20 protein-coding genes are annotated in these 18,544 nt (G+C 59.7%); 5 read left to right on the forward strand and 15 right to left on the reverse strand.

The annotated features are described in order from the left end of the window. Positions 1 to 92: 92 nt before the first annotated feature. A complete protein-coding gene (argS, locus tag AC53L6_RS10370) occupies positions 93 to 1,835 on the reverse strand; it encodes an arginine--tRNA ligase (protein ID WP_496907785.1) in 1,743 nt (580 codons plus the stop codon). A 60-nt stretch (positions 1,836 to 1,895) separates the two neighbouring features. Continuing rightward, positions 1,896 to 3,029, reverse strand: coding sequence for a deoxyguanosinetriphosphate triphosphohydrolase (locus AC53L6_RS10375; protein WP_496907786.1), 1,134 nt, complete (start codon positions 3,027 to 3,029; stop codon positions 1,896 to 1,898). An 80-nt stretch (positions 3,030 to 3,109) separates the two neighbouring features. Between AC53L6_RS10375 and AC53L6_RS10380 the strand changes: the two genes are divergently transcribed. Beyond that, the gene (locus AC53L6_RS10380) at positions 3,110 to 3,433 is read left to right on the forward strand and encodes a HesB/IscA family protein (RefSeq protein WP_496908075.1); all 324 of its coding nucleotides are present in this window, start codon (positions 3,110 to 3,112) and stop codon (positions 3,431 to 3,433) included. Positions 3,434 to 3,436: 3 nt separating this feature from the next. Here the strand turns inward: AC53L6_RS10380 and AC53L6_RS10385 are convergent, their stop codons facing one another. Then, entirely contained in the window at positions 3,437 to 4,492 is a 1,056-nt protein-coding gene (locus tag AC53L6_RS10385) for a DUF6902 family protein (protein ID WP_496907787.1), read from the reverse strand. A 48-nt stretch (positions 4,493 to 4,540) separates the two neighbouring features. Continuing rightward, positions 4,541 to 4,882, reverse strand: a complete 342-nt coding sequence (locus AC53L6_RS10390) for a hypothetical protein (protein ID WP_496907788.1) — start codon at positions 4,880 to 4,882, stop codon at positions 4,541 to 4,543. A 361-nt stretch (positions 4,883 to 5,243) separates the two neighbouring features. On the opposite strand from AC53L6_RS10390, the gene xth reads away from it, so the two are divergent. After that, on the forward strand, positions 5,244 to 6,026 hold the full coding sequence (gene xth / locus AC53L6_RS10395) for an exodeoxyribonuclease III (protein ID WP_299597144.1): 783 nt from the start codon (positions 5,244 to 5,246) through the stop codon (positions 6,024 to 6,026). A 21-nt stretch (positions 6,027 to 6,047) separates the two neighbouring features. Here the strand turns inward: xth and AC53L6_RS10400 are convergent, their stop codons facing one another. From AC53L6_RS10400 to AC53L6_RS10425, 6 genes are all read right to left on the reverse strand, one after another. Beyond that, positions 6,048 to 6,605, reverse strand: a complete 558-nt coding sequence (locus AC53L6_RS10400; protein WP_496907789.1) for a hypothetical protein — start codon at positions 6,603 to 6,605, stop codon at positions 6,048 to 6,050. Between the two features lie 84 nt (positions 6,606 to 6,689). Continuing rightward, positions 6,690 to 7,274, reverse strand: a complete 585-nt coding sequence (locus AC53L6_RS10405; RefSeq protein ID WP_299699439.1) for an HNH endonuclease — start codon at positions 7,272 to 7,274, stop codon at positions 6,690 to 6,692. 195 nt (positions 7,275 to 7,469) lie between these two features. After that, positions 7,470 to 8,015, reverse strand: a complete 546-nt coding sequence (locus AC53L6_RS10410; protein ID WP_496907790.1) for a hypothetical protein — start codon at positions 8,013 to 8,015, stop codon at positions 7,470 to 7,472. Positions 8,016 to 8,050: 35 nt separating this feature from the next. After that, entirely contained in the window at positions 8,051 to 8,716 is a 666-nt protein-coding gene (locus AC53L6_RS10415) for an alpha/beta hydrolase (RefSeq protein WP_496907791.1), read from the reverse strand. After that, positions 8,713 to 9,342: a DNA-3-methyladenine glycosylase family protein gene (locus AC53L6_RS10420; RefSeq protein ID WP_496907792.1), complete on the reverse strand. Its 630-nt coding sequence runs from the start codon at positions 9,340 to 9,342 to the stop codon at positions 8,713 to 8,715. Before AC53L6_RS10420 ends, AC53L6_RS10415 begins: the two co-directional genes overlap by 4 nt. After that, positions 9,339 to 10,022: a precorrin-6A/cobalt-precorrin-6A reductase gene (locus tag AC53L6_RS10425; RefSeq protein ID WP_496907793.1), complete on the reverse strand. Its 684-nt coding sequence runs from the start codon at positions 10,020 to 10,022 to the stop codon at positions 9,339 to 9,341. Before AC53L6_RS10425 ends, AC53L6_RS10420 begins: the two co-directional genes overlap by 4 nt. A 91-nt stretch (positions 10,023 to 10,113) precedes the next feature. Between AC53L6_RS10425 and AC53L6_RS10430 the strand changes: the two genes are divergently transcribed. Continuing rightward, positions 10,114 to 11,337 (forward strand): MFS transporter, encoded by a 1,224-nt coding sequence (locus tag AC53L6_RS10430; RefSeq protein WP_299200034.1) that lies wholly within the window; start codon positions 10,114 to 10,116, stop codon positions 11,335 to 11,337. Positions 11,338 to 11,365: 28 nt separating this feature from the next. Here the strand turns inward: AC53L6_RS10430 and AC53L6_RS10435 are convergent, their stop codons facing one another. The 4 genes from AC53L6_RS10435 to cysS form a co-directional block, all read right to left on the reverse strand. Beyond that, positions 11,366 to 12,130 carry a squalene/phytoene synthase family protein gene (locus tag AC53L6_RS10435; RefSeq protein WP_496907794.1) on the reverse strand — a complete coding sequence of 255 codons (765 nt, stop codon included), beginning with the start codon at positions 12,128 to 12,130 and terminating at the stop codon, positions 11,366 to 11,368. Next, a complete protein-coding gene (locus AC53L6_RS10440; RefSeq protein ID WP_496907795.1) occupies positions 12,127 to 12,852 on the reverse strand; it encodes a class I SAM-dependent methyltransferase in 726 nt (241 codons plus the stop codon). The genes AC53L6_RS10435 and AC53L6_RS10440 overlap by 4 nt, the downstream gene beginning before the upstream one ends. Further along, complete coding sequence (cimA, locus tag AC53L6_RS10445; RefSeq protein WP_496907796.1) at positions 12,849 to 14,465, reverse strand: citramalate synthase; 1,617 nt, start codon at positions 14,463 to 14,465, stop codon at positions 12,849 to 12,851. The genes AC53L6_RS10440 and cimA overlap by 4 nt, the downstream gene beginning before the upstream one ends. Positions 14,466 to 14,589: 124 nt before the next feature. After that, positions 14,590 to 15,993 (reverse strand): cysteine--tRNA ligase, encoded by a 1,404-nt coding sequence (cysS, locus tag AC53L6_RS10450; protein ID WP_496907797.1) that lies wholly within the window; start codon positions 15,991 to 15,993, stop codon positions 14,590 to 14,592. Between the two features lie 213 nt (positions 15,994 to 16,206). Between cysS and AC53L6_RS10455 the strand changes: the two genes are divergently transcribed. Beyond that, the gene (locus AC53L6_RS10455; RefSeq protein WP_496907798.1) at positions 16,207 to 16,563 is read left to right on the forward strand and encodes an MmcQ/YjbR family DNA-binding protein; all 357 of its coding nucleotides are present in this window, start codon (positions 16,207 to 16,209) and stop codon (positions 16,561 to 16,563) included. Between the two features lie 117 nt (positions 16,564 to 16,680). After that, positions 16,681 to 17,853, forward strand: a complete 1,173-nt coding sequence (locus AC53L6_RS10460; protein ID WP_496907799.1) for a pyridoxal phosphate-dependent aminotransferase — start codon at positions 16,681 to 16,683, stop codon at positions 17,851 to 17,853. A gap of 2 nt (positions 17,854 to 17,855) precedes the next feature. Here AC53L6_RS10460 and AC53L6_RS10465 read toward each other — a convergent pair whose 3' ends face one another. After that, the gene (locus tag AC53L6_RS10465; RefSeq protein WP_299200120.1) at positions 17,856 to 18,443 is read right to left on the reverse strand and encodes an outer membrane protein; all 588 of its coding nucleotides are present in this window, start codon (positions 18,441 to 18,443) and stop codon (positions 17,856 to 17,858) included. Between the last annotated feature and the right edge of the window lie 101 nt (positions 18,444 to 18,544).

An 18,544-nucleotide genomic window follows, 5' to 3' on the forward strand; every position in this document is an offset into this window, starting at 1 on the left:
CGGATACATGCCCGCGCAAGTCATCTTGTTGGTTGTGCCCGCCCGGTGGCGTGCCTTGGGATATGTGCCTGTGTGCCCCTATTGGCGGGACGTTAACGCAGCTCTTCGGCCGGTTTCACCCCAAGAATACCAAGGCCCGCTGCAATTACAACGGCGGAGGCACGCGCGAGCGCGATTTTTGACTGAGAGGTTGCGGCATCATCCTGCAGGAAGCGCAATTCGGGCAGTTCATTCCCCCGGTTCCACAAGCCATGGAACACACCAGCAAGGTCGTAGAGGTAGAATGCAATGCGATGAGGTTCATTGGTCCGGACAGCCGTTTCGACCAGTCGCGGCCATTCAGCGAGCTTGGCGGCCAGCGCCAGTTCCGCCTCGTGATCCAGCTTGGATAGGTCAGCAGCGGCCAAGGTCGTGTCATCAACCCCAACACCTGCCTCTACCGCCTTGCGCAAAACCGATTTCACCCGCGCATGCGCGTATTGCACATAGAACACCGGGTTTTCCTTGGACTGCTCAAGGGCCGCGTCCAGGTCAAAGTCGAACATCGCATCATTCTTGCGCGTTAGCATCATGAAGCGGGTCACATCGGGGCCAACCTCGTCCACCACGTCGCGCAGGGTCACAAAGGTCCCTGCCCGCTTGGACATCTTGAATTCCTGCCCGTCCTTGAACAGTTTCACCAGTTGGGTGAGCTTGACGTCCAGCGGCACCTTGCCATCAGACAACGCACTGACCGCCGCCTTCATCCGTTTGACATAGCCACCGTGATCCGCACCAAACACGTCGATCAGCGCGTCGAAGCCGCGCTGCACCTTGTCGTAGTGATAGGCAATGTCAGGCGCAAAATAGGTCCATGAACCGTCCGACTTCATCACAGGGCGGTCCACATCGTCACCATGATCCGTGGATTTGAAAAGGGTTTGCTCCCGTGGCTCCCAATCCTCGGGCTTCTTGCCTTTCGGCGGCTCCAACACACCCTCATAGATCAGGCCCTTGCTGCGCAGATCATCCAGCGCCGCCTCGATCCGGCCTGTGCCGTACAACGACTTTTCGGAGTAAAAGACATCCATCTCAACCCCAAGCGCCGCAAGGTCATCCCGGATCAGGTCCATCATGGCTTCGGTTGCGAACTCCCGCACCTCGGCCAACCAGAACTGTTCGCCCTTGTCGACAAAGGCATCGCCAACCTTGTTTTTCAGCGCTTCACCAACGCCGATCAGGTAGTCGCCGGGATAGGTTCCATCCTCGAATGCAACCTTTTGCCCGTGCGCTTCGAGATACCGGAGGTAGACTGACCGGGCGAGGACATCGACCTGCGCACCGCCGTCATTGATATAATATTCGCGCGTCACATCATGGCCCGCAAAATCCAGCAGCGAGGCCAACGCATCGCCAAAGACCGCGCCGCGCGTGTGACCGACATGCAGGGGGCCTGTGGGGTTGGCCGAGACGTATTCGACATTGACCTTCAGACCAGCGCCCAGATCGGACCGACCATAATCCGTGCCGGCAGCCAGCACGGCGCCAACCACCCCCTGCCAGACCGATGGCGCAAGCCGCAGGTTCAGAAAACCGGGCCCAGCCACTTCGGCACTGGTGATGCGGTCGTCTTCCGCAAGACGCTTGGCCAAGACTTCGGCGATGTCGCGCGGCTTCATCTTGGCAGGTTTGGCCAGCACCATCGCCGCGTTCGTCGCCATGTCACCATGCGCTGCATCGCGCGGCGGCTCGACCGTCACGTTGTGCGTTGCCAAATCGGCAGGCAGTTCCCCCGCCTCGGCCATGGCGGCGAGGTTGGTCAGCACAAGGGCGCGGATATCGGCAAAAAGGTTCATGAGGGGCCTATTCATTGGATGCGCGGGGTGTATCACGCGCACCCCAAGCGTCAAGCATGACTACCTGATCAGGCGGGCGTGTTCCTGCAGGGCAAATCGGTCTGTCATGCCCGAGATATAGTCGGAAACACTGCGGGCCAGCGCCACCTCGTCCCGTGCATCGACATTGCGGCGCCATTCAGAAGGCAGCAGGTCAGGCTTGGACAGGAACAGCGGGAACAGATCGTTGACAATGCACGTCACTTCTTCGCGCTTCACCATGACCGAAGGTGCGCGGTACATGTTGGTGAACAGGAACGTTCGGATCTGTTGCAGATCTGCCCAAAGCGTATCTGAAAAGCGGACAACTGGGCGGCCAAAGTGGCGGATATCCTCGACCGACTGCGCACCGCTTTCAGCGAGCAATGTCCGAGACGTATCGACCACATCCGTTACCATGGCGGCAAAGACACGGCGCAGCCCTTCATGGCGCCGCCGCATCGGATCAAGATCGGCGTGCATCGCATCAACCTCGGCAAAGGCTGCGCCGATCATGGGCAGGTGACAGATGTCAGCCTCGTCAAAAAGGCCCGCACGCAGACCATCATGCAAGTCATGGTTGTTGTACGCGATGTCATCAGACAGCGCCGCAACCTGTGCTTCCGCACTCGCATGGGTGCCAAGTTCAAGGTCGTGTTCGGAATCGTACTCAGCCAGCGCATAGGGCAGATCACCCGTGACCGGACCATTATGTTTTGCAATACCTTCAAGGGCTTCCCAGGTGAGGTTCAACCCATCGAAATCGGCGTAATGGCATTCCAGCCGCGTCACGATCTTGATCGCCTGAGCGTTGTGATCGAAGCCGCCAAAGGGGGCCATAAGTGACTGCAGCGCATCCTCACCTGTATGGCCAAAGGGGGGATGGCCCAGATCATGTGCCAGCGCCACGGCCTCGGTCAGGCAATCATTCAGACCCAAGGCGCCTGCAATTGTACGTGCGACCTGTGCCACTTCGATGGAATGGGTCAAGCGCGTACGGTAATAGTCACCCTCGTGCTCGACAAAGACTTGCGTCTTGTGCTTGAGCCGCCGAAAGGCCGAGGCATGAATGATCCTGTCCCGATCGCGCTGGAACGGCGAGCGGAATGACATCTCTTCCTCCGGCCAGCGCCGCCCTCGGGCGCGTTCAGGATCAGAAGCATATGCGGCTGGCATTTCCGGTGATCCTTGTCGCCTGTTCGTACCGCGCATATATTGCAGACGCAGCACGAAGAAAACCATCCGGAGCAGATGCAATGCAATTGCCACCCAAAGTCACCGAACGCGCCTTTGAGCGCTTGGCCGAGATCGGCGCAGCCGATCAGGGACAGGCCCTGCGTGTGGCCGTTGAAGGTGGGGGGTGTTCCGGCTTCCAATACGAGATTGCTTTGGACGACCCCAAGGATGATGACCTTGTTCTGGAGGGCGCGGGTCAAAAGGTTGTCGTGGACAGCATCAGCCTGCCCTTCCTTTCCAATGCAGTCATTGATTTCTCCGAAGAACTGATCGGTGCCCGTTTCGTGATCGAGAACCCAAACGCCACCAGTTCTTGCGGGTGCGGTACGTCCTTCTCGATGTAGCCTTCAAGCGCGCGCGAACAGTTCGAAAAACGGCTCGAACTGTGCGGTCGACGCTATGGTCGTTTCCAGGACTAACCCTGCATCGTCATCCAGAAGATCAAAGATATAGTCGCACATTTGCCCCCAATCGCAGCTGCGCGTCTCGGATGTAGCAAGCAGAGCCGCAGATACTGCGCGCAATGCGCTGGGTTGTTCGATCCTTTGCTGAAAGACCGCCCGCCCTTGGGGCAGCGGGCATCCGGTGCCATCTAAGCCAAGAGCCTGCACCGCCCAGGATGCGACAAGGTATTCGTGATAATCGTCTGATGCTGTCCCGGATGGGTCTTCTATAACCCTAAATCCGGAAATCGACCTGCGCACGGCTTCTACCCAAATGGCATTCGGTGCTTTTCCAGCCTGCCGCAATGCGACACAGACCTCGGCCAGTAAGTCGATGTTTTGATCCAGATACGCCAAAATACCCACATATTCAAGGCTTTGCAACGTCGCGGCATCCAAACATGGGTCGCGACGTCCGTATTCGGACAAGTAAAAAACGATATGAGTCAGCTCATACGCGGCCTTCTTGTTCGGCAGCGCAAATGTTTCGGGTCGGGCAATAAACCCGCGCAAGCGGTCATCCAGCCCGGGATCGGCGGCAGTGCAATCCACACCGCGGCGGGCCAGCAAACGCCGTGCTTCGGCGCGCTGTAAATCACTAAGCTCAGCCTCCGGCAAGCGTTGATGCGCAACCCAATGACACAGACCCTCCATCTGCGTTCCGGGCAGGCCGAGGTCTTCGAGGTCCATGCCTATGGACAATAGGAACCGGTAGTACTGCGGAAAAAACTGCAGTCGCTCGGACAGCGTCTTGTAAAAATCCTGATGAGGTAGCAACGCCTCAACACCAACTTTGGTGCCTGTACACTCCAGAATGCCAAGAAGCTCTGCATTCTCTTTCAGCCAGAACACATCATCCGGGTGTCGACGGTGCGTTGCAAAAAGTTCGATCAATCCGCCCGCGCGTTCGGTCAGGCGTTGTCGGCGCGGCGGGACGTGAAGCTCAATGACATTTGACATATTTGTCGTACCCCTTTGTCTGTTGTCTTGTCGTCCCGCCGCCCGAGGTCAGGACCCTGACGAGAACAGATTTGTCAGCTCACCCTGCATGACTGCGCCTGTCTGAGCAGGCGCACTGCTGGTCGAAAAGAGTTCGACGCCGTCGCCAGCCGCAGTTTCACGCGCAGCCGGTGCGCTGCTTGTTGAAAACATCTCGACCCCGTCACCGGCAACGACATCCCGTGCGGTCCGTGCACTGCTGGTCGAGAACATATGAACCCCGTCGCCCATCAGTGTGTCCCGCGCCGTTGGCGTGCTGCTGGTCGAGAACATTTCAACCCCTTCACCAGAGTGCAGGCCACTGATTGAAGTGGTGTCCAGAGCGACGTTTGTTTTGCGTTGAGCCGTCATAGCAGCTTCCCCTTTTCATCTTTTGGTTGTGGTGCCCCAAGCGTTGCCCGTTAAAGGAGATTTACAAAAGGAAATTTCTTGCTAGAAGCGAGTGGATCAAGGGTTATCCACATAAGGAAAAGCATAGAAGCATTTGCACGCCCCCGGCTTCAGCCCAGAACATTTTTGGAACAAATTTTCTTATCCACAGCCCTGTTTTTGCTGTGATTTTCCTGTATTGCGCTCAGCAATATTCAAAGATTACCCCGAATCGATTAGTTAAGAAATAGTTAATTTAGGGGATCTGCACCCGTTATCATCGGGTCTTGCTCAGAGCGATTGGATGCGCGACACCGGAAGAGCAGCGCAAACGGGGGCAAACATGAAAATCGCAACCTTCAACATAAACGGCATCAAGGCCCGTATCGAAGCTCTCCCCCGATGGCTGGATGCAGCGAACCCGGATGTTGTGCTGTTGCAAGAGATCAAATCGGTCGACGAAAACTTTCCACGCGAGCTGTTCGAGGATCGCGGATATAACGTCGAAACACACGGTCAAAAGTCGTTTAATGGCGTGGCCATCCTGTCGAAACTGCCGCTTGAGGACGTGACACGTGGTCTGCCCGGTGACGCAGACGACGAACAGGCCAGATATATTGAGGCGACCGTCGTGGGCGACACTCAGGCCGTGCGCCTGTGCGGACTGTACCTGCCCAATGGCAATCCGGTGCCTGGACCAAAATATGACTATAAACTGGCCTGGATGGAACGGCTGCGGCAGCGCGCGATTGCCCTGATGGCCGAAGAGACGCCCTTCCTCATGGCCGGAGACTACAACATCATCCCGCAGGCCGAAGATGCCAAGCGACCGGATGCATGGCGCGAGGACGCGCTGTTCCGCCTCGAAAGCCGCACCGCCTTCCGGCGCTTGCTGAACCTTGGACTGACCGAAGCCTTCCGTGCGCGTAGCTTTGGCCCCGGGCATTATTCATTCTGGGACTACCAGGCTGGCGCGTGGAACAAGGATGACGGTATCCGCATCGACCATTTCCTGCTCAGCCCGAACTGCGCCGACCTGATGATGGACTGTCAGATCGACAAGGCGGTGCGGGGCGAGGAAAAGCCATCGGATCACGTCCCGGTATGGGTTGACCTGGCGGCCTGACATCGCGCCGCCAACAGCGCCCTACATCAGCAATGCGCCCTTGGACTCTTCGGTAAAGACACGGATGTAGTCACCCGGCGACGATCCCGCCCAATACACCCACAGTCGGGTGGGCAGGTTCTCGTCAATCCAGACGTAGTCGCCCTGCTCCAAACCGCGCAGCTCGGTGCTGAGATAGGTTACGCCCGTGTCAGCCAGAAAGTCGGTCGCCGCCATCGTGTCCTGAAAAGCCGCAACCCCAAGGATGGGCGCGTCAAAGTCAACATAGCCAGTGTGAATGCCAGACAGGCTGTCAAAGAACACATAGTGACTTGCCACAACTGTCCCTGCCGGAATCAGACCCTTTTCATTGCCGATATCCACCCGAATGGGTTCGACCAGCGTGATGTTCTGATCTTCATCGAACCCATACAGATTGTCATCATCGAACGTGTCTTCGCCGACGGCAAAGGGGGTCTCTGTATCCAGCAATACGAACCGTCCGTCTCCGCTTTGCTGGAGGATTTTTCCTTGCAATATCTGGGCCGTCACCGGCTGGGTCGCGAGAAGAGCAATAAGACAGGCAATAAACTGGCGCATCCATGAAACATGCCCCAGTTCATACGTAGGCGCATGGGGCTTAAGTTCACGAGCACGTGAAGGCGCAACACCATCGCTGCTCTGTTATGCCTCCAGTTCGGCATCCCAATACAGAAAATCCATCCAGCTGTCATGCAGGTGGTTTGGTGGAAACTTGCGGCCCATGTTGCGCAGCTCTTCCGCTCCGGGCTGTCGCGGTGGTTTGCGCAGGGCCATGCCCGTACGGTGCAGCGCCTTGGAGCCCTTGCGCAGGTTGCACGGACTGCACGCCGCAACCACGTTCTGCCAGCTGGTTACACCGCCTGATGCGCGCGGGACCACGTGATCAAAGGTCAGATCCCCTTTGGCCCCACAGTACTGGCAGCGGAATTCGTCCCTCAGAAATAAATTAAAGCGCGTGAAGGCCACGCGCTTTTGAGGTTTCACATAGTCTTTCAGGACCACGACAGAAGGTATTCGGATCTCGGTACTCGGGGACCGAACGACCTCGTCATACTCGGCCACGATGTCCACCCTATCAAGCCAGGCCGCCTTGACCGCCTCCTGCCAGGGCCACAGGGACAACGGGTAATAGCTGAGCGGCCTGTAGTCCGCATTCAGCACCAACGCCGGGTGCTGTTTCAACGCAGATGGGCTGCGTGTAAATTCCGTTCTGAAATCGCCGTCCATGCGTGACTCCGTCCTCGCCCTGTCTGCCCGTTATGGCACCAGAGCGGGGATCCCGCCCCGGCTTTATGTCGTGACTATATCTTGTGGAAAGCGGGTTGCAAGTGCCATGCGTACCACGAGATGTCGCAGCCGCAATAGAACGGTTTGGTGACAGCGATGTGACGGTTTTTGTGCATCTCAAGCCGTGCGGGGCAGCTACTGTCCGACAGCATCCAGCGGAGTGGACCAGCCTTCAGCACGGCACCGCTCCATACCGCCGAACGGATCGCTGGTCGCCTCCTCACCACCTTCGGCATCCACAGAATAGATGACGTCCCGCACACCAACAGCAACGCACAGGGCCGGATAGCGTCGCAACCCATGGGCATAGGCCAAAACAAGCCGCACCCGGTGAATGCGCCCGTCCCGATCATCGACCAAACGCAGCACGCTCCATTCCAGTACCGTTTCCGCATCCCCGGGCTGATCCGCAATCATCCGTTGCAGGGAGTCCTGGAAAATGTGATCCCTGTCCGGCACAAACGTATCGCGCCGGTCGATCACCCAGATATAGGCATCCACCTCGAGCATGGAGAGCGGCACCACCTCCGTCTCAAAGGCCCCTACCCCGGCATCCAAGGCATACAAATCACGTTTCAGAGTCGGCAGCGCATCGCCATCCACGAGAATCGTCAACGGAGTTGTAGGAACGTCACCTTCACTGGAGGACTGAGCAGTCGCGGACACGGACGTCAGTGCCATGGCACTGACGAATGCGCTTCTCAGAATGAAGCGGATCACAGCCCCAACTTATCCCGCATAAAGGCCAGTGCGACACTCAGCCCATCGGGCGCGATACCGTGCGCTGTGCCTTTCATGACATGCGCAAACACGTCCTTCCACCCGGCCCCTTGCAGCGCCTCGGCCGCTTGCGGCAGGGATTGCGGTGGAACCACATCGTCCTGATCCCCGTGAACCAGCAGGACAGGCGGGCGGCTCACCACCTCATCTTCCAACAGTTCGGGGTTCAGCAACCGCCCGGAAAAAGCTACAATACCGGCGACCGGATCTTCACGCCGAGGTGCCACGTGCAAAGACATCATTGTGCCTTGGGAAAAGCCAAACAGGACGACCTGCTCCGGCAGCACATCCTCATCCACCATCAACGCATCAAGAAACGCGTTCAAATCCTCGGCAGCGGCGTTCAGACCGCGTTCCGCCTCTTCCTCCGATGATCCGTCAATCCAGGGGATCGGGAACCACTGATAACCGCCCGGATACCCCGGAATAGCCTCGGGCGCGTCAGGGGCCACAAACAGCGTATCGGGCAAATGCTCACCCAAAGGGTCCGCCAGCCCCAACAGGTCCGCACCGTTCGCACCGTACCCATGCAGAAATACAACGATAGACCGCAACTCACCTGATTGCGGCTCAACCCGCCCTGCCTGCAGTACCCGTGTCATGTGATCCCCTCTCGGCCCTTTGCGACCCGGTAGTAGGTGAAGAAAAGCCGCGCAGCAACCGCCCGCCAGGGCGACCAGTCCTCGGCCATCTGGCGCAGCACTTTTTCCTTGGGCCGCTCCGGCAGATCAAAGATCATGCGTGCCGCCTCCTGCAACGCCAGATCACCCGGAGCAAAGACATCCGCCCGACCCAGCGCGAACATGGCATAAATCTCGGCCGTCCAAACCCCGATGCCCTTCACGGCGGTCAGGGTGGAAATGACATCCGCATCCGGCGCGCGACGCAACGCATCATAGTTGATCCCGGCCCCGGCCAGCGCCAGCGCATAGGCAATCTTCTGGCGGCTCAGGCCTGCCGCGCGCAAACCGTCCTCGCCCGCCGCAATCACAGGCGCAGGCGCGACCAGCCCGGCCTCCTGCATCCGGGTCCAAATCGCATTGGCCGATGCGGTACTGACCTGTTGGCCAATGATGGCATTGAGCAGCGCGGCAAACCCATCTGGCCGTCGCCGGAGCGGCAAAGGCCCCGCCAACTCAAGCGCACGCGCCAGCGCTGGATGTTGCGCCGCCAACCACGCAGCCCCTTCGGCCACATCAGCATCGTTTTCGATTATACGCCCAGTCAAAGAGTATCCATCCACGCCAACAAACCACCTGGATCGTTCACAATAGACGCAGTGCCCGCATCAGGCTGCGCAATCAGGATCACCGGCAGGCCGAGCATCCGCGCCGCGGCGATCTTGGGAAACCCGCTGCGCCCGCCAGTGTTCCGCGCCAGAACAACATCAATGTCCAAGTCTTTGAATGTCGCCATCTCTCCGGCGACATCGAACGGGCCGTCTCCAAACACATAAGTGCACCTGTCCGGTGCTGGATCGTCATGGCGGTGCAATTGCCGCAGAAAAACGGCGCCGTCATGATGCGTCAGCACCTCTGCGCTGTCCCTTCCCGAAGCGGCAAAAACGCGTGCGCCCGGCGGCAAGGCTGCAACAGCCTGCGCCAGATCATCGACCTGCTGCCAATTGTGCTCTGCCTCAGATGTCCAGGGGGCGCGGCCCAACCGTACCCGCGGGACTGTGGGCGCGATACTGTTCGCCAAGGCACGCAAGGTTTCATCAAAAGGATGGGTGACATCGACAACCGCTTCGGTGTCCAGCAAACCGCTCCGCAGCGTGGCAGCGCGCGGCAGCTCTGCCACGCTCGGCGCACGCGACCAATAGACGACAACGTCGTGCCCCACCGCCTGCAAGGTGCGCACCGCAGGTTCGGTCATCGCCGATCCGCCCAGAACAAGAACCCGTTTCATGCCGCCACCCTAGCCCCATGTCGCCGGCGCGCAACCACCTGTGCTTAATCGCGCACTTGCCGCAGAACGCGCCCGGGGATACCCAGCAAATATGACCTATGTTGATGATACCCGTGCCAAGCGCAACGTGGCCGTTCTGGTTGCGGCGCAGGCCTTTCTTGGCAGCCAGATCACCATGATGTTTGTGGTGGCTGGTCTGGCCGGACAACAGCTGACGCCCTATGCCTGTCTGGCGACGCTGCCCATCTCGCTCATCGTGTTCGGGTCGATGACAACAGCGCCGTGGCTGTCGAACGTCATGCAGCGCTTTGGACGCAAAACGGGGTTCATCGTAGGCGCGCTTGGCGGACTGGCGGGTGCAGCCATCGGGGTCTGGGCGCTGAGCATCGGCAGCTTCTGGCTGTTTCTCGCGGGCAGCTTCATGACCGGCATCTACATGTCGGCGCAGGGTTTCTATCGCTTTGCGGCTGCCGACACGGCATCTGATGCCTTCCGCCCCAAGGCCATTTCTTACGTGATGGCAGGCGGCCTGCTGTCGGCCATCATCGGACCGCAGGTCGTTGGTTATGTGACCGCAGACACAGCCGATGCCACGGTCACGCGCTACATTCCGATCTATTGGGTTGCCATGGGCTTCAACGTGATGGGCATGGCGCTGTTCATGCTGCTTGATATTCCCAAGCCAGCCCCGCCGTCAGCGACAGAAGGCGCGGGACGCACGCGCAAGGAATTGCTTCGGGATCCGCGCATCGTGGTCGCCGTAATCTGTGCCGCCGTATCCTACGCGCTGATGAACCTCGTGATGACCTCCACACCGCTCGCCGTGGTCGGCTGCGGGTTTACTGAACCAGACGCGGCAAACGTGGTCACAGTGCACGTTCTGGCCATGTTTGCCCCGTCCTTTTTCACCGGCCACCTGATCTCGCGCTTTGGGGCCGAGCGGATCATGGGTCTTGGCCTTGGCATCCTTGGTGTGGCTGGCGTTGTCGCACTTCAGGGCGTCGACCTCGCCAATTTCTATTGGGCGCTGTTCTTCTTGGGACTGGGCTGGAACTTTGGGTTCATCGGGGCCACCTCCATGTTGGCCGGGGCCCACTCGGCGCAGGAACGGGGGCGTATGCAAGGCATGAACGACTTGATCGTTTTCGGCGGCGTCACCTTGGCATCGCTGGCATCCGGCGGCTTGATGAACTGCGCAGGCGGAGACCCAGTCGAAGGCTGGGCGGCGGTGAACATCGCCATGGTGCCCTTCCTCGTGCTGGCCGGTGGATCGTTGATCTGGCTTGTGATGCGGAAACGCGCAATCGCCGTGTAAGGCGCATCTTGATGCGCCAGCCTGCGGGCTACAGCATCACGCGCCCCGTCAAAGCGCTGAAACTCAGCCGCCAGGGCGCGACGGTCGGCACGCGCCCCTCAACCACCATGGCCGGGTCGCGCGCGATCTGATCCAACACGGACCGGACGCCAATCGCAGGCCAGAGCGCTGCCCGCGCCGATGTGGGCAATCGTGGAACCGTAAGGCGCATCCTGGTGCGCCCAGCCAAGGCCGCAACACCGTCCTGAGTGCCATCAAGCAAGGGAATGCGGCCCGCGTCTTCCAGCTTGGGAACAGCCCGCAAAAATGCAACAAGCCCGGCCGCCAAGGCAACGGACCGCACCGAACTTTCCTGATCTGCAGGCGCCCCAAGACATTCTGCAGCGGTCCACATCAGGTGGCCCGCGGTCTGGTCGATATAGCTGTCAAAATGCGCCTTATCTTCAAATGGCTCACGATAGACATCCCAGCGCCGCGCCGCCACGCTTTCGTCCAACCGGCGCGCCATGTCCACCGTCAGCACCCCGGCCAAGGGCGTTGTGACCTCATGCTTGCGCACCATCTGTCGGTCCGCGATCTCCTCCAAGGCATCCCGCCACCATTGCAGACGCATCTCCGCAATCATCACCTCTTGCGTGACCCAAGGCGCACGCGACACCTCCACATTCAGGGCATAGAGCGGGAACAGTGCCGCACGGGCCGACACCGGCGCCGCCATGACCGTCCGAAACCGATCGGGATCCCCCTGCTCGACAATCCGCGCACAGGGAATGACCATCTCTGGCAGGCTCATTCCGGCGCCACGATCAACAGCGCATAGGCAATCTCGTCCCGGGCGGCATGCCACAGGTCAATCTCGCGCTGGCATTCGGCCATGGCTTCCGCGATCACCGGATCGGTGTTGGTCGTTCGCAAATGATCAATCCGTGCCTGCATCGGATTATAGTAGGAGAGCCAAGGCGCGCCGACGATCATGCGATGATCCCACACGCGGTAACCGGCGGCAGAAACCCGCGCCTCTATCGCGGCAAGATCGGTGATCTGCGGGTACTCTTCCCAAAACGCCGTTGCGTCGGCCGACAAGGGCCCCAAAGCAACCGGTTCGGAAAAGGCGACATGCCCACCGGGTTTCAACGCATCACGCCACAGGGTCAGTCCTTCGGTCACGCCCAGAAAATACAGCGCCCCGGCGCACCAGATCAGGTCATAGGTCCCACCCGGCTCGGCCATGCTGCCAAGCTCAACACGCACACGGTCCCCAAACGGCGCAAGACGCGCTTGTGCATGGGCCACAAACGGCTCTGTCGTATCAACCGCCCTGATCCGCGCCTCGGGCAAAGCCTGCGCCAAGGTGACAGTGTCCCCCCCTGTCGCACAGCCTGCGTCAAACACGTCAACCGCGCCGGAAATGCCAATTCGGTCCAAGGCCCAATGCACGTCCTCCGGAGCACCCGGTCCTTCGCGTGGCAGGTCCTTGTGGACTTCCAGAAAAGCCGACCATTGTTCAGGGGTCATGTCGCACCATCCCGTACCAGCTTCCACCGGATCGCATCCAGCAGCGCCTCGAACGACGCATCCACTATGTTCGCTGACACACCCACGGTCGACCATCGCCGCCCCTGCCCGTCCTCACTGTCGATGATGACCCGGGTCACGGCCTCGGTCCCGCCTTGCGTGATCCGCACCTTGAAATCGACCAGACGTATATCCTCGACATTCTTCTGATACCGGCCCAAATCCTTCGCCAGCGCCTTGGCAAGCGCATTCACGGGGCCTCGGTCAGTCCCAAGCTCATCCATGGATTCCGACACAGACAACATCTTCTTCCCATCGACCTTCACCACGACAACTGCTTCGGACAAGGACACCATCCGGTCCCGCTTGTTCTTGCGGCGCTCAATGGTCACGCGGTAGCGCTTCACCTCGAAGAATTCCGGCAATAGGCCCAACTCGTCCCGCGCCAGCAGCTCGAACGACGCCTGCGCGGTGTCATAGGAATATCCGGCATCCTCGCGTGCCTTGATCCGATCCAGAATGCGCGGCAAGGCCGGGTCTTTGGCAGGCACATCCAGCCCCATCTCGGCTAAGCGCTTACGCAGGTTCGACTGCCCCGCCTGGTTCGACATCGGAATGATGCGCGCATTGCCCACTGTATCCGGGACCACATGCTCATAGGTAGTCGGGTCCTTTAGGATCGCCGACGCGTGCAAACCTGCCTTGTGCGCAAAGGCAGACGCTCCGACAAAGGCCGCCTGCTTCTGCGGCACCCGGTTGAGGATATCATCCAGCATCCGGCTTGTCCGCGTCAAGCCCGCCAAAGCATCCATCGAAACACCCGTCTCGAACCGGCTGGCATAGGGCTCTTTCAACAGCAGGATTGGGATGATCGACGTCAGGTTCGCATTCCCACACCGCTCCCCCAACCCATTGAGCGTGCCCTGGATCTGCCGCGCGCCCGCATCGACAGCAGCCAGCGACCCGGCCACCGCGTTTTCGGTGTCATTGTGGGTGTGAATGCCCAGACGGTTTCCATCGATGCCCGAAGCAATCACCGCCTTGGTGATAGCATGGATGTCATGCGGCAGCGTCCCGCCATTGGTATCACATAGCGCAATCCAACGCGCACCTGCGTCATAGGCTGCGTGGATCGCCTCAAGCGCATAGTCCGGGTTGCTCTTGTAGCCATCAAAGAAGTGCTCGGCATCAAAGATCGCCTCGCGCCCATTCGCGACGAGGTGGGCAAAGCTCTGGGCGATGTTGTCGATATTCTCGGCCAGTGAGATGCCAAGGGCCTTTTCCACATGGAAATCATGGGTCTTGCCGACCAGACAGACGGCTGGTGTCCCGGCATTCAGCACGGCAGCCAGGACATCGTCATTCTCGGCACTGATCCCTGCCCGCTTGGTCATGCCAAAGGCGGTGAAGGTGGCGCGGGTCTTGGGTTGCTCCTCAAAAAACGCGCTGTCTGTGGGGTTGGCTCCGGGCCAGCCGCCCTCGATGTAGTCAATGCCAAGAGTGTCGAGCGCTTGCGCGATCTGATGCTTTTCAGGGGTCGAGAACTGCACGCCTTGGGTCTGCTGCCCATCGCGCAACGTGGTGTCGAAAAGATAGAGGCGTTCTTTGGTCACAACACGTCCCCACTCTTCTCAGTTCCAGCCGTGGCGCCTGCGTCACGGCCAGCCCCCGAGCGCCCACCCAGGCGGGGGCTACACCCCCACCCGCGGCCGGGGACTGTCCTGTGTTCGGAGTAGATCATTCCAGCCCCTCCAGTTTTGAGGGATCGAAGCCCGCAGCAGGAACTAGCTCGACGCCAGCCTTTGACATGCGAACTTCCACACCGGCACTAGTAAGGCTGGCCTTCATGGCATCAACGGCGGAAAAGTCTTTCGTTTCCATCGCCTCCTTGCGAGCAGCCAACAACCTCGCCGTCCAGATATGCAATTCATCGGTGTGCGGGTCGCCAGCCCAAACTTCTTGCCACCATTTGCTTTCCAGTGGCCCCGGAATGCCCAATAGCTTCATTCCTCCGAGCAATGCGGTCAGGTTTCCCTCGCGATAGTATTTATGCAGCACCGCAATAGCGCCCGGTGTGTTCAAATCATCTTTCAATGCTTCAATCACTTCGACGGGCAAGTCCTGGGAGCCGATACGATCTAACGAATGGTACCATCTGTGCAGCGTGTCTTCCGCCTCGGCTCGCTTCTTCTGGGTCCAATCCATCGGCTTCCTATAATGCGTCGACAACATCACGAAGCGTATCACGTCCCCCGGCACATGCTGATCCAGCAAGTCCCGAACGGTAAAAAAGTTGCCCAAAGACTTGGACATCTTCTTGCCCTCGACCTGCAACATCTCGTTGTGCATCCAAAACCGGGCAAACCCGTGACCCGCGCATTTCGACTGCGCGATCTCGTTCTCATGGTGGGGAAACTGCAAGTCGTTGCCTCCGCCGTGAATGTCGAACGTATCACCCAGCAGATCGTACGCCATAGCCGAGCATTCGATATGCCACCCCGGCCGCCCCCGTCCCCAAGGACTGTCCCAACCGGGCAAGTCATCATCCGATGGCTTCCAAAGCACGAAGTCCATCGGGTCCTCCTTGTAGGGCGCGACCTCAACCCGCGCACCTGCGATCATGTCGTCAACGGAGCGACCCGACAGCGCGCCATACTTGTCATACTCACGCACCCGAAACAGCACATGGCCGTCCTTGGCATAGGCAAAGCCTTTGCCGATCAAATCCTCGATCATCGTGACCATCTGTGCGATGTATTGGGTCGCCCGCGGCTCTTGCGAGGGACGCAAAGCCCCCAACGCATCCATGTCCGCGTGATACCAGCCGATGGTCTCGTCCGACCGCTCGGCGACCAGCTCTTCCAGCGTCCCGTCGGCACCCGTTTCTTTCCGGGCCAAGGCCGTGGCGTTGATCTTGTCATCCACGTCCGTGAAGTTCCGCACGTAAGTCACTGCATCTTCGCCATAAACATGGCGCAGCAGCCGGAACAAAACATCAAAGACGAGCACGGGCCGCGCATTGCCCAGATGCGCCCGATCGTAGACCGTGGGGCCGCAGACATACATGCGCACATTATCGGGATCGAGGGGTTCGAACACCTCTTTCCGGCGGGTCGCAGTGTTGTAAAGCTGGATCGTCATGGCATGGTCTCGCAAGGCATGAATGTGGGCGCATGGTTGGCGCGGGCCTAGCAATTCTGATCTGTCATGGAAACAAAGAACCGGCCCGCCGAAGAAATCAGCAGATAATGCAGCAAATGATGCAGGTGTTCCGGGTCATAATCTGTCAGTAGCGCGCACGCCCGACGCCGGTCAACCCTTGTTTCGGGCCGCAGGCCCCGCCACACTCGTGAAATGACGCTCGAATACGCAAACCGCATCTGCAGCGCCCTGCCCGGCGCGTGGTATCACTCCAGCGCCGATGGCGGGCTTGAGGCGTGGAAAGTAGGCGACAAGATGTTCGCCTGCTACGGCCACGCGCTTGACGGGATTTCGGTCAAAACAGCCGACCCCGAAAGCGCCCAGTTCCTGATCGAGATCGGAGCCGCCGAAAAAGCCAAGTATTTCCATCGCTCATGGATCCGCATCCCGTTCGATCACCCAGGCGTGGACGCATTGCAGGACCGCATCCATACCTCCTATGGCATCATCCGCAATAGCCTGCCCAAGAGAGCACAAGCCGAACTCGCCGCATGGCAGGACGACACCTGATCCTCCTTCATCTTGCCAAGTAAACTTCGGGGGTCTGGGGGCTGGCCCCCAGTCAATGTGTTGACATCCCCCGCCCCCTCTGACCCCTTGACGCCAACACATGCCAAGGAGTCAAACATGAACCTCTCCCAACGTATGCAAACGCTGACAGGCGGAGGATCAGATGGTTGGGACGTGTTCATCAAGGCCCGCAAAATGATCGCCGAGGGCACGCCGGTCACGGAGCTGACCATCGGCGAACACGACATTCGCACGGCGGCCCCTATCCTGCTGGACATGCACAAAAGCGCGCTTGGTGGGCACACCGGCTACGCCATGGTCCCGGGCACCGACACATTGCGCGACACAGTAGCAAAACGAACAACGGAACGGACAGGCATCGCCACAACCCGGGACAACGTCCTGATCACCCCGGGCGGGCAATCGGCTCTCTTTGCCGCCCACGCCGCGGCCTGCGATCCCGGCGACACAGCGCTTTATCTTGACCCCTACTACGCCACCTATCCCGGTACGATCCGTGGTGTCTCTGCCATCCCAAAGGCGATCCAGACCCGAGCCGAAGACGCCTTCCAGCCCCGCGCCTCAGACATCGCCGCGCATGCCACAAACGCCAAAAGCCTGCTGATCAACTCCCCCAACAACCCGACAGGCACCGTCTATTCCCGCGCCACGCTCGACGGGATCGCACAGGTGTGCATCGAAAATGACCTGTGGCTGATCTCGGACGAAGTCTATGACACGCAAGTGTGGGAGGGTGAACATATCTCGCCACGCTCCCTGCCCGACATGGCTGAACGCACAATGGTGATTGGCTCCATGTCCAAAAGCCACGCCATGACCGGCTCACGCTGCGGCTGGGTGATCGGACCACAAGAGGTGATTGGGCACCTGATCACCTTCGCCACGCACACGACGTACGGCGTGCCCGGGTTCATTCAGGACGCCTCGGTCTTCGCGCTGGATCAGGGCCCGGACTTCGAAGTTGAGATCGCGGCGCCATTCAAACGCCGTCGCGCCATCGCGCGGCACGTATTGTCAGGCCAGAACACCATTGGCCTGATCCCGGCCCAAGGGGCCATGTATCTGATGCTGGACATCCGGGCGACAGGGATGACGGGGGACGACTTTGCCAACGCCCTTCTGGACGAACACCACATAGCTGTCATGCCCGGCGAAAGCTTTGGACAAGCCGCCGCCGGTCACATTCGGGTCGCCATGACAATCGACGACGCCGACTTTGAACAGGCACTGCGCACGCTCACGACATTTGCCGAAGCGCGCGCAGCCTGAGATCAGAAGCGGATCGAACCGCGTACGGTCAGGGTCGTGGCATCCGCATCTACGCCCGAGCCGTCGATGTCGTCAAAGCTGTGCTCCAAAAGCTCCGCCCCGACGGTGTAACGGTCGTTGATCTGGTAGGCCACGCCGATACCATAAAACTCGCCGGTCTCAGAACCGATCGACGTGTCCAAATCAGCAACACCAGCCGTGAAATACCCCAGCGTGCGACCGAAGTCGTAGCCAGCCTGCAGCTTCAACCGGGCGACACTGTCAACATCCGCAGCCCCGTTCAGGTCAATGTCGGTGAAGTCATAGTCAAGCTCACCACCCAGAACGAACGTGCCGAAGTCATACCGGTACCCGACATGCGCACCGTAAAGAATGTCGTCACCATCCGCATCACCAGATCCATCGACATCGCCATAACCCAACTGCAAACCAGCATAACCACCCGTCCAGTCGCCGCCAAACGTCTGCACCGGCGCGGGAGGTGGGGGTACAGGCGCCACAGGTTCGGGTGCCGGGGGCTCAAGGCTGCCAGCCAGAGCCGGGCTTGCCAGGGCCGTTGCCAACCCAATCGCAAAAATGCGCGTCTTCATAAGTCTGCTCCTTTTTTCGTGGCACAGCGCGATCACGCGCCGCCCCGTACACAACTGGGCATGACGCGGCACAGTTCCAGTCCTGACCCCTCACGGTGCGG

The organism is Tateyamaria sp. LSS28 (genome assembly GCF_059611725.1).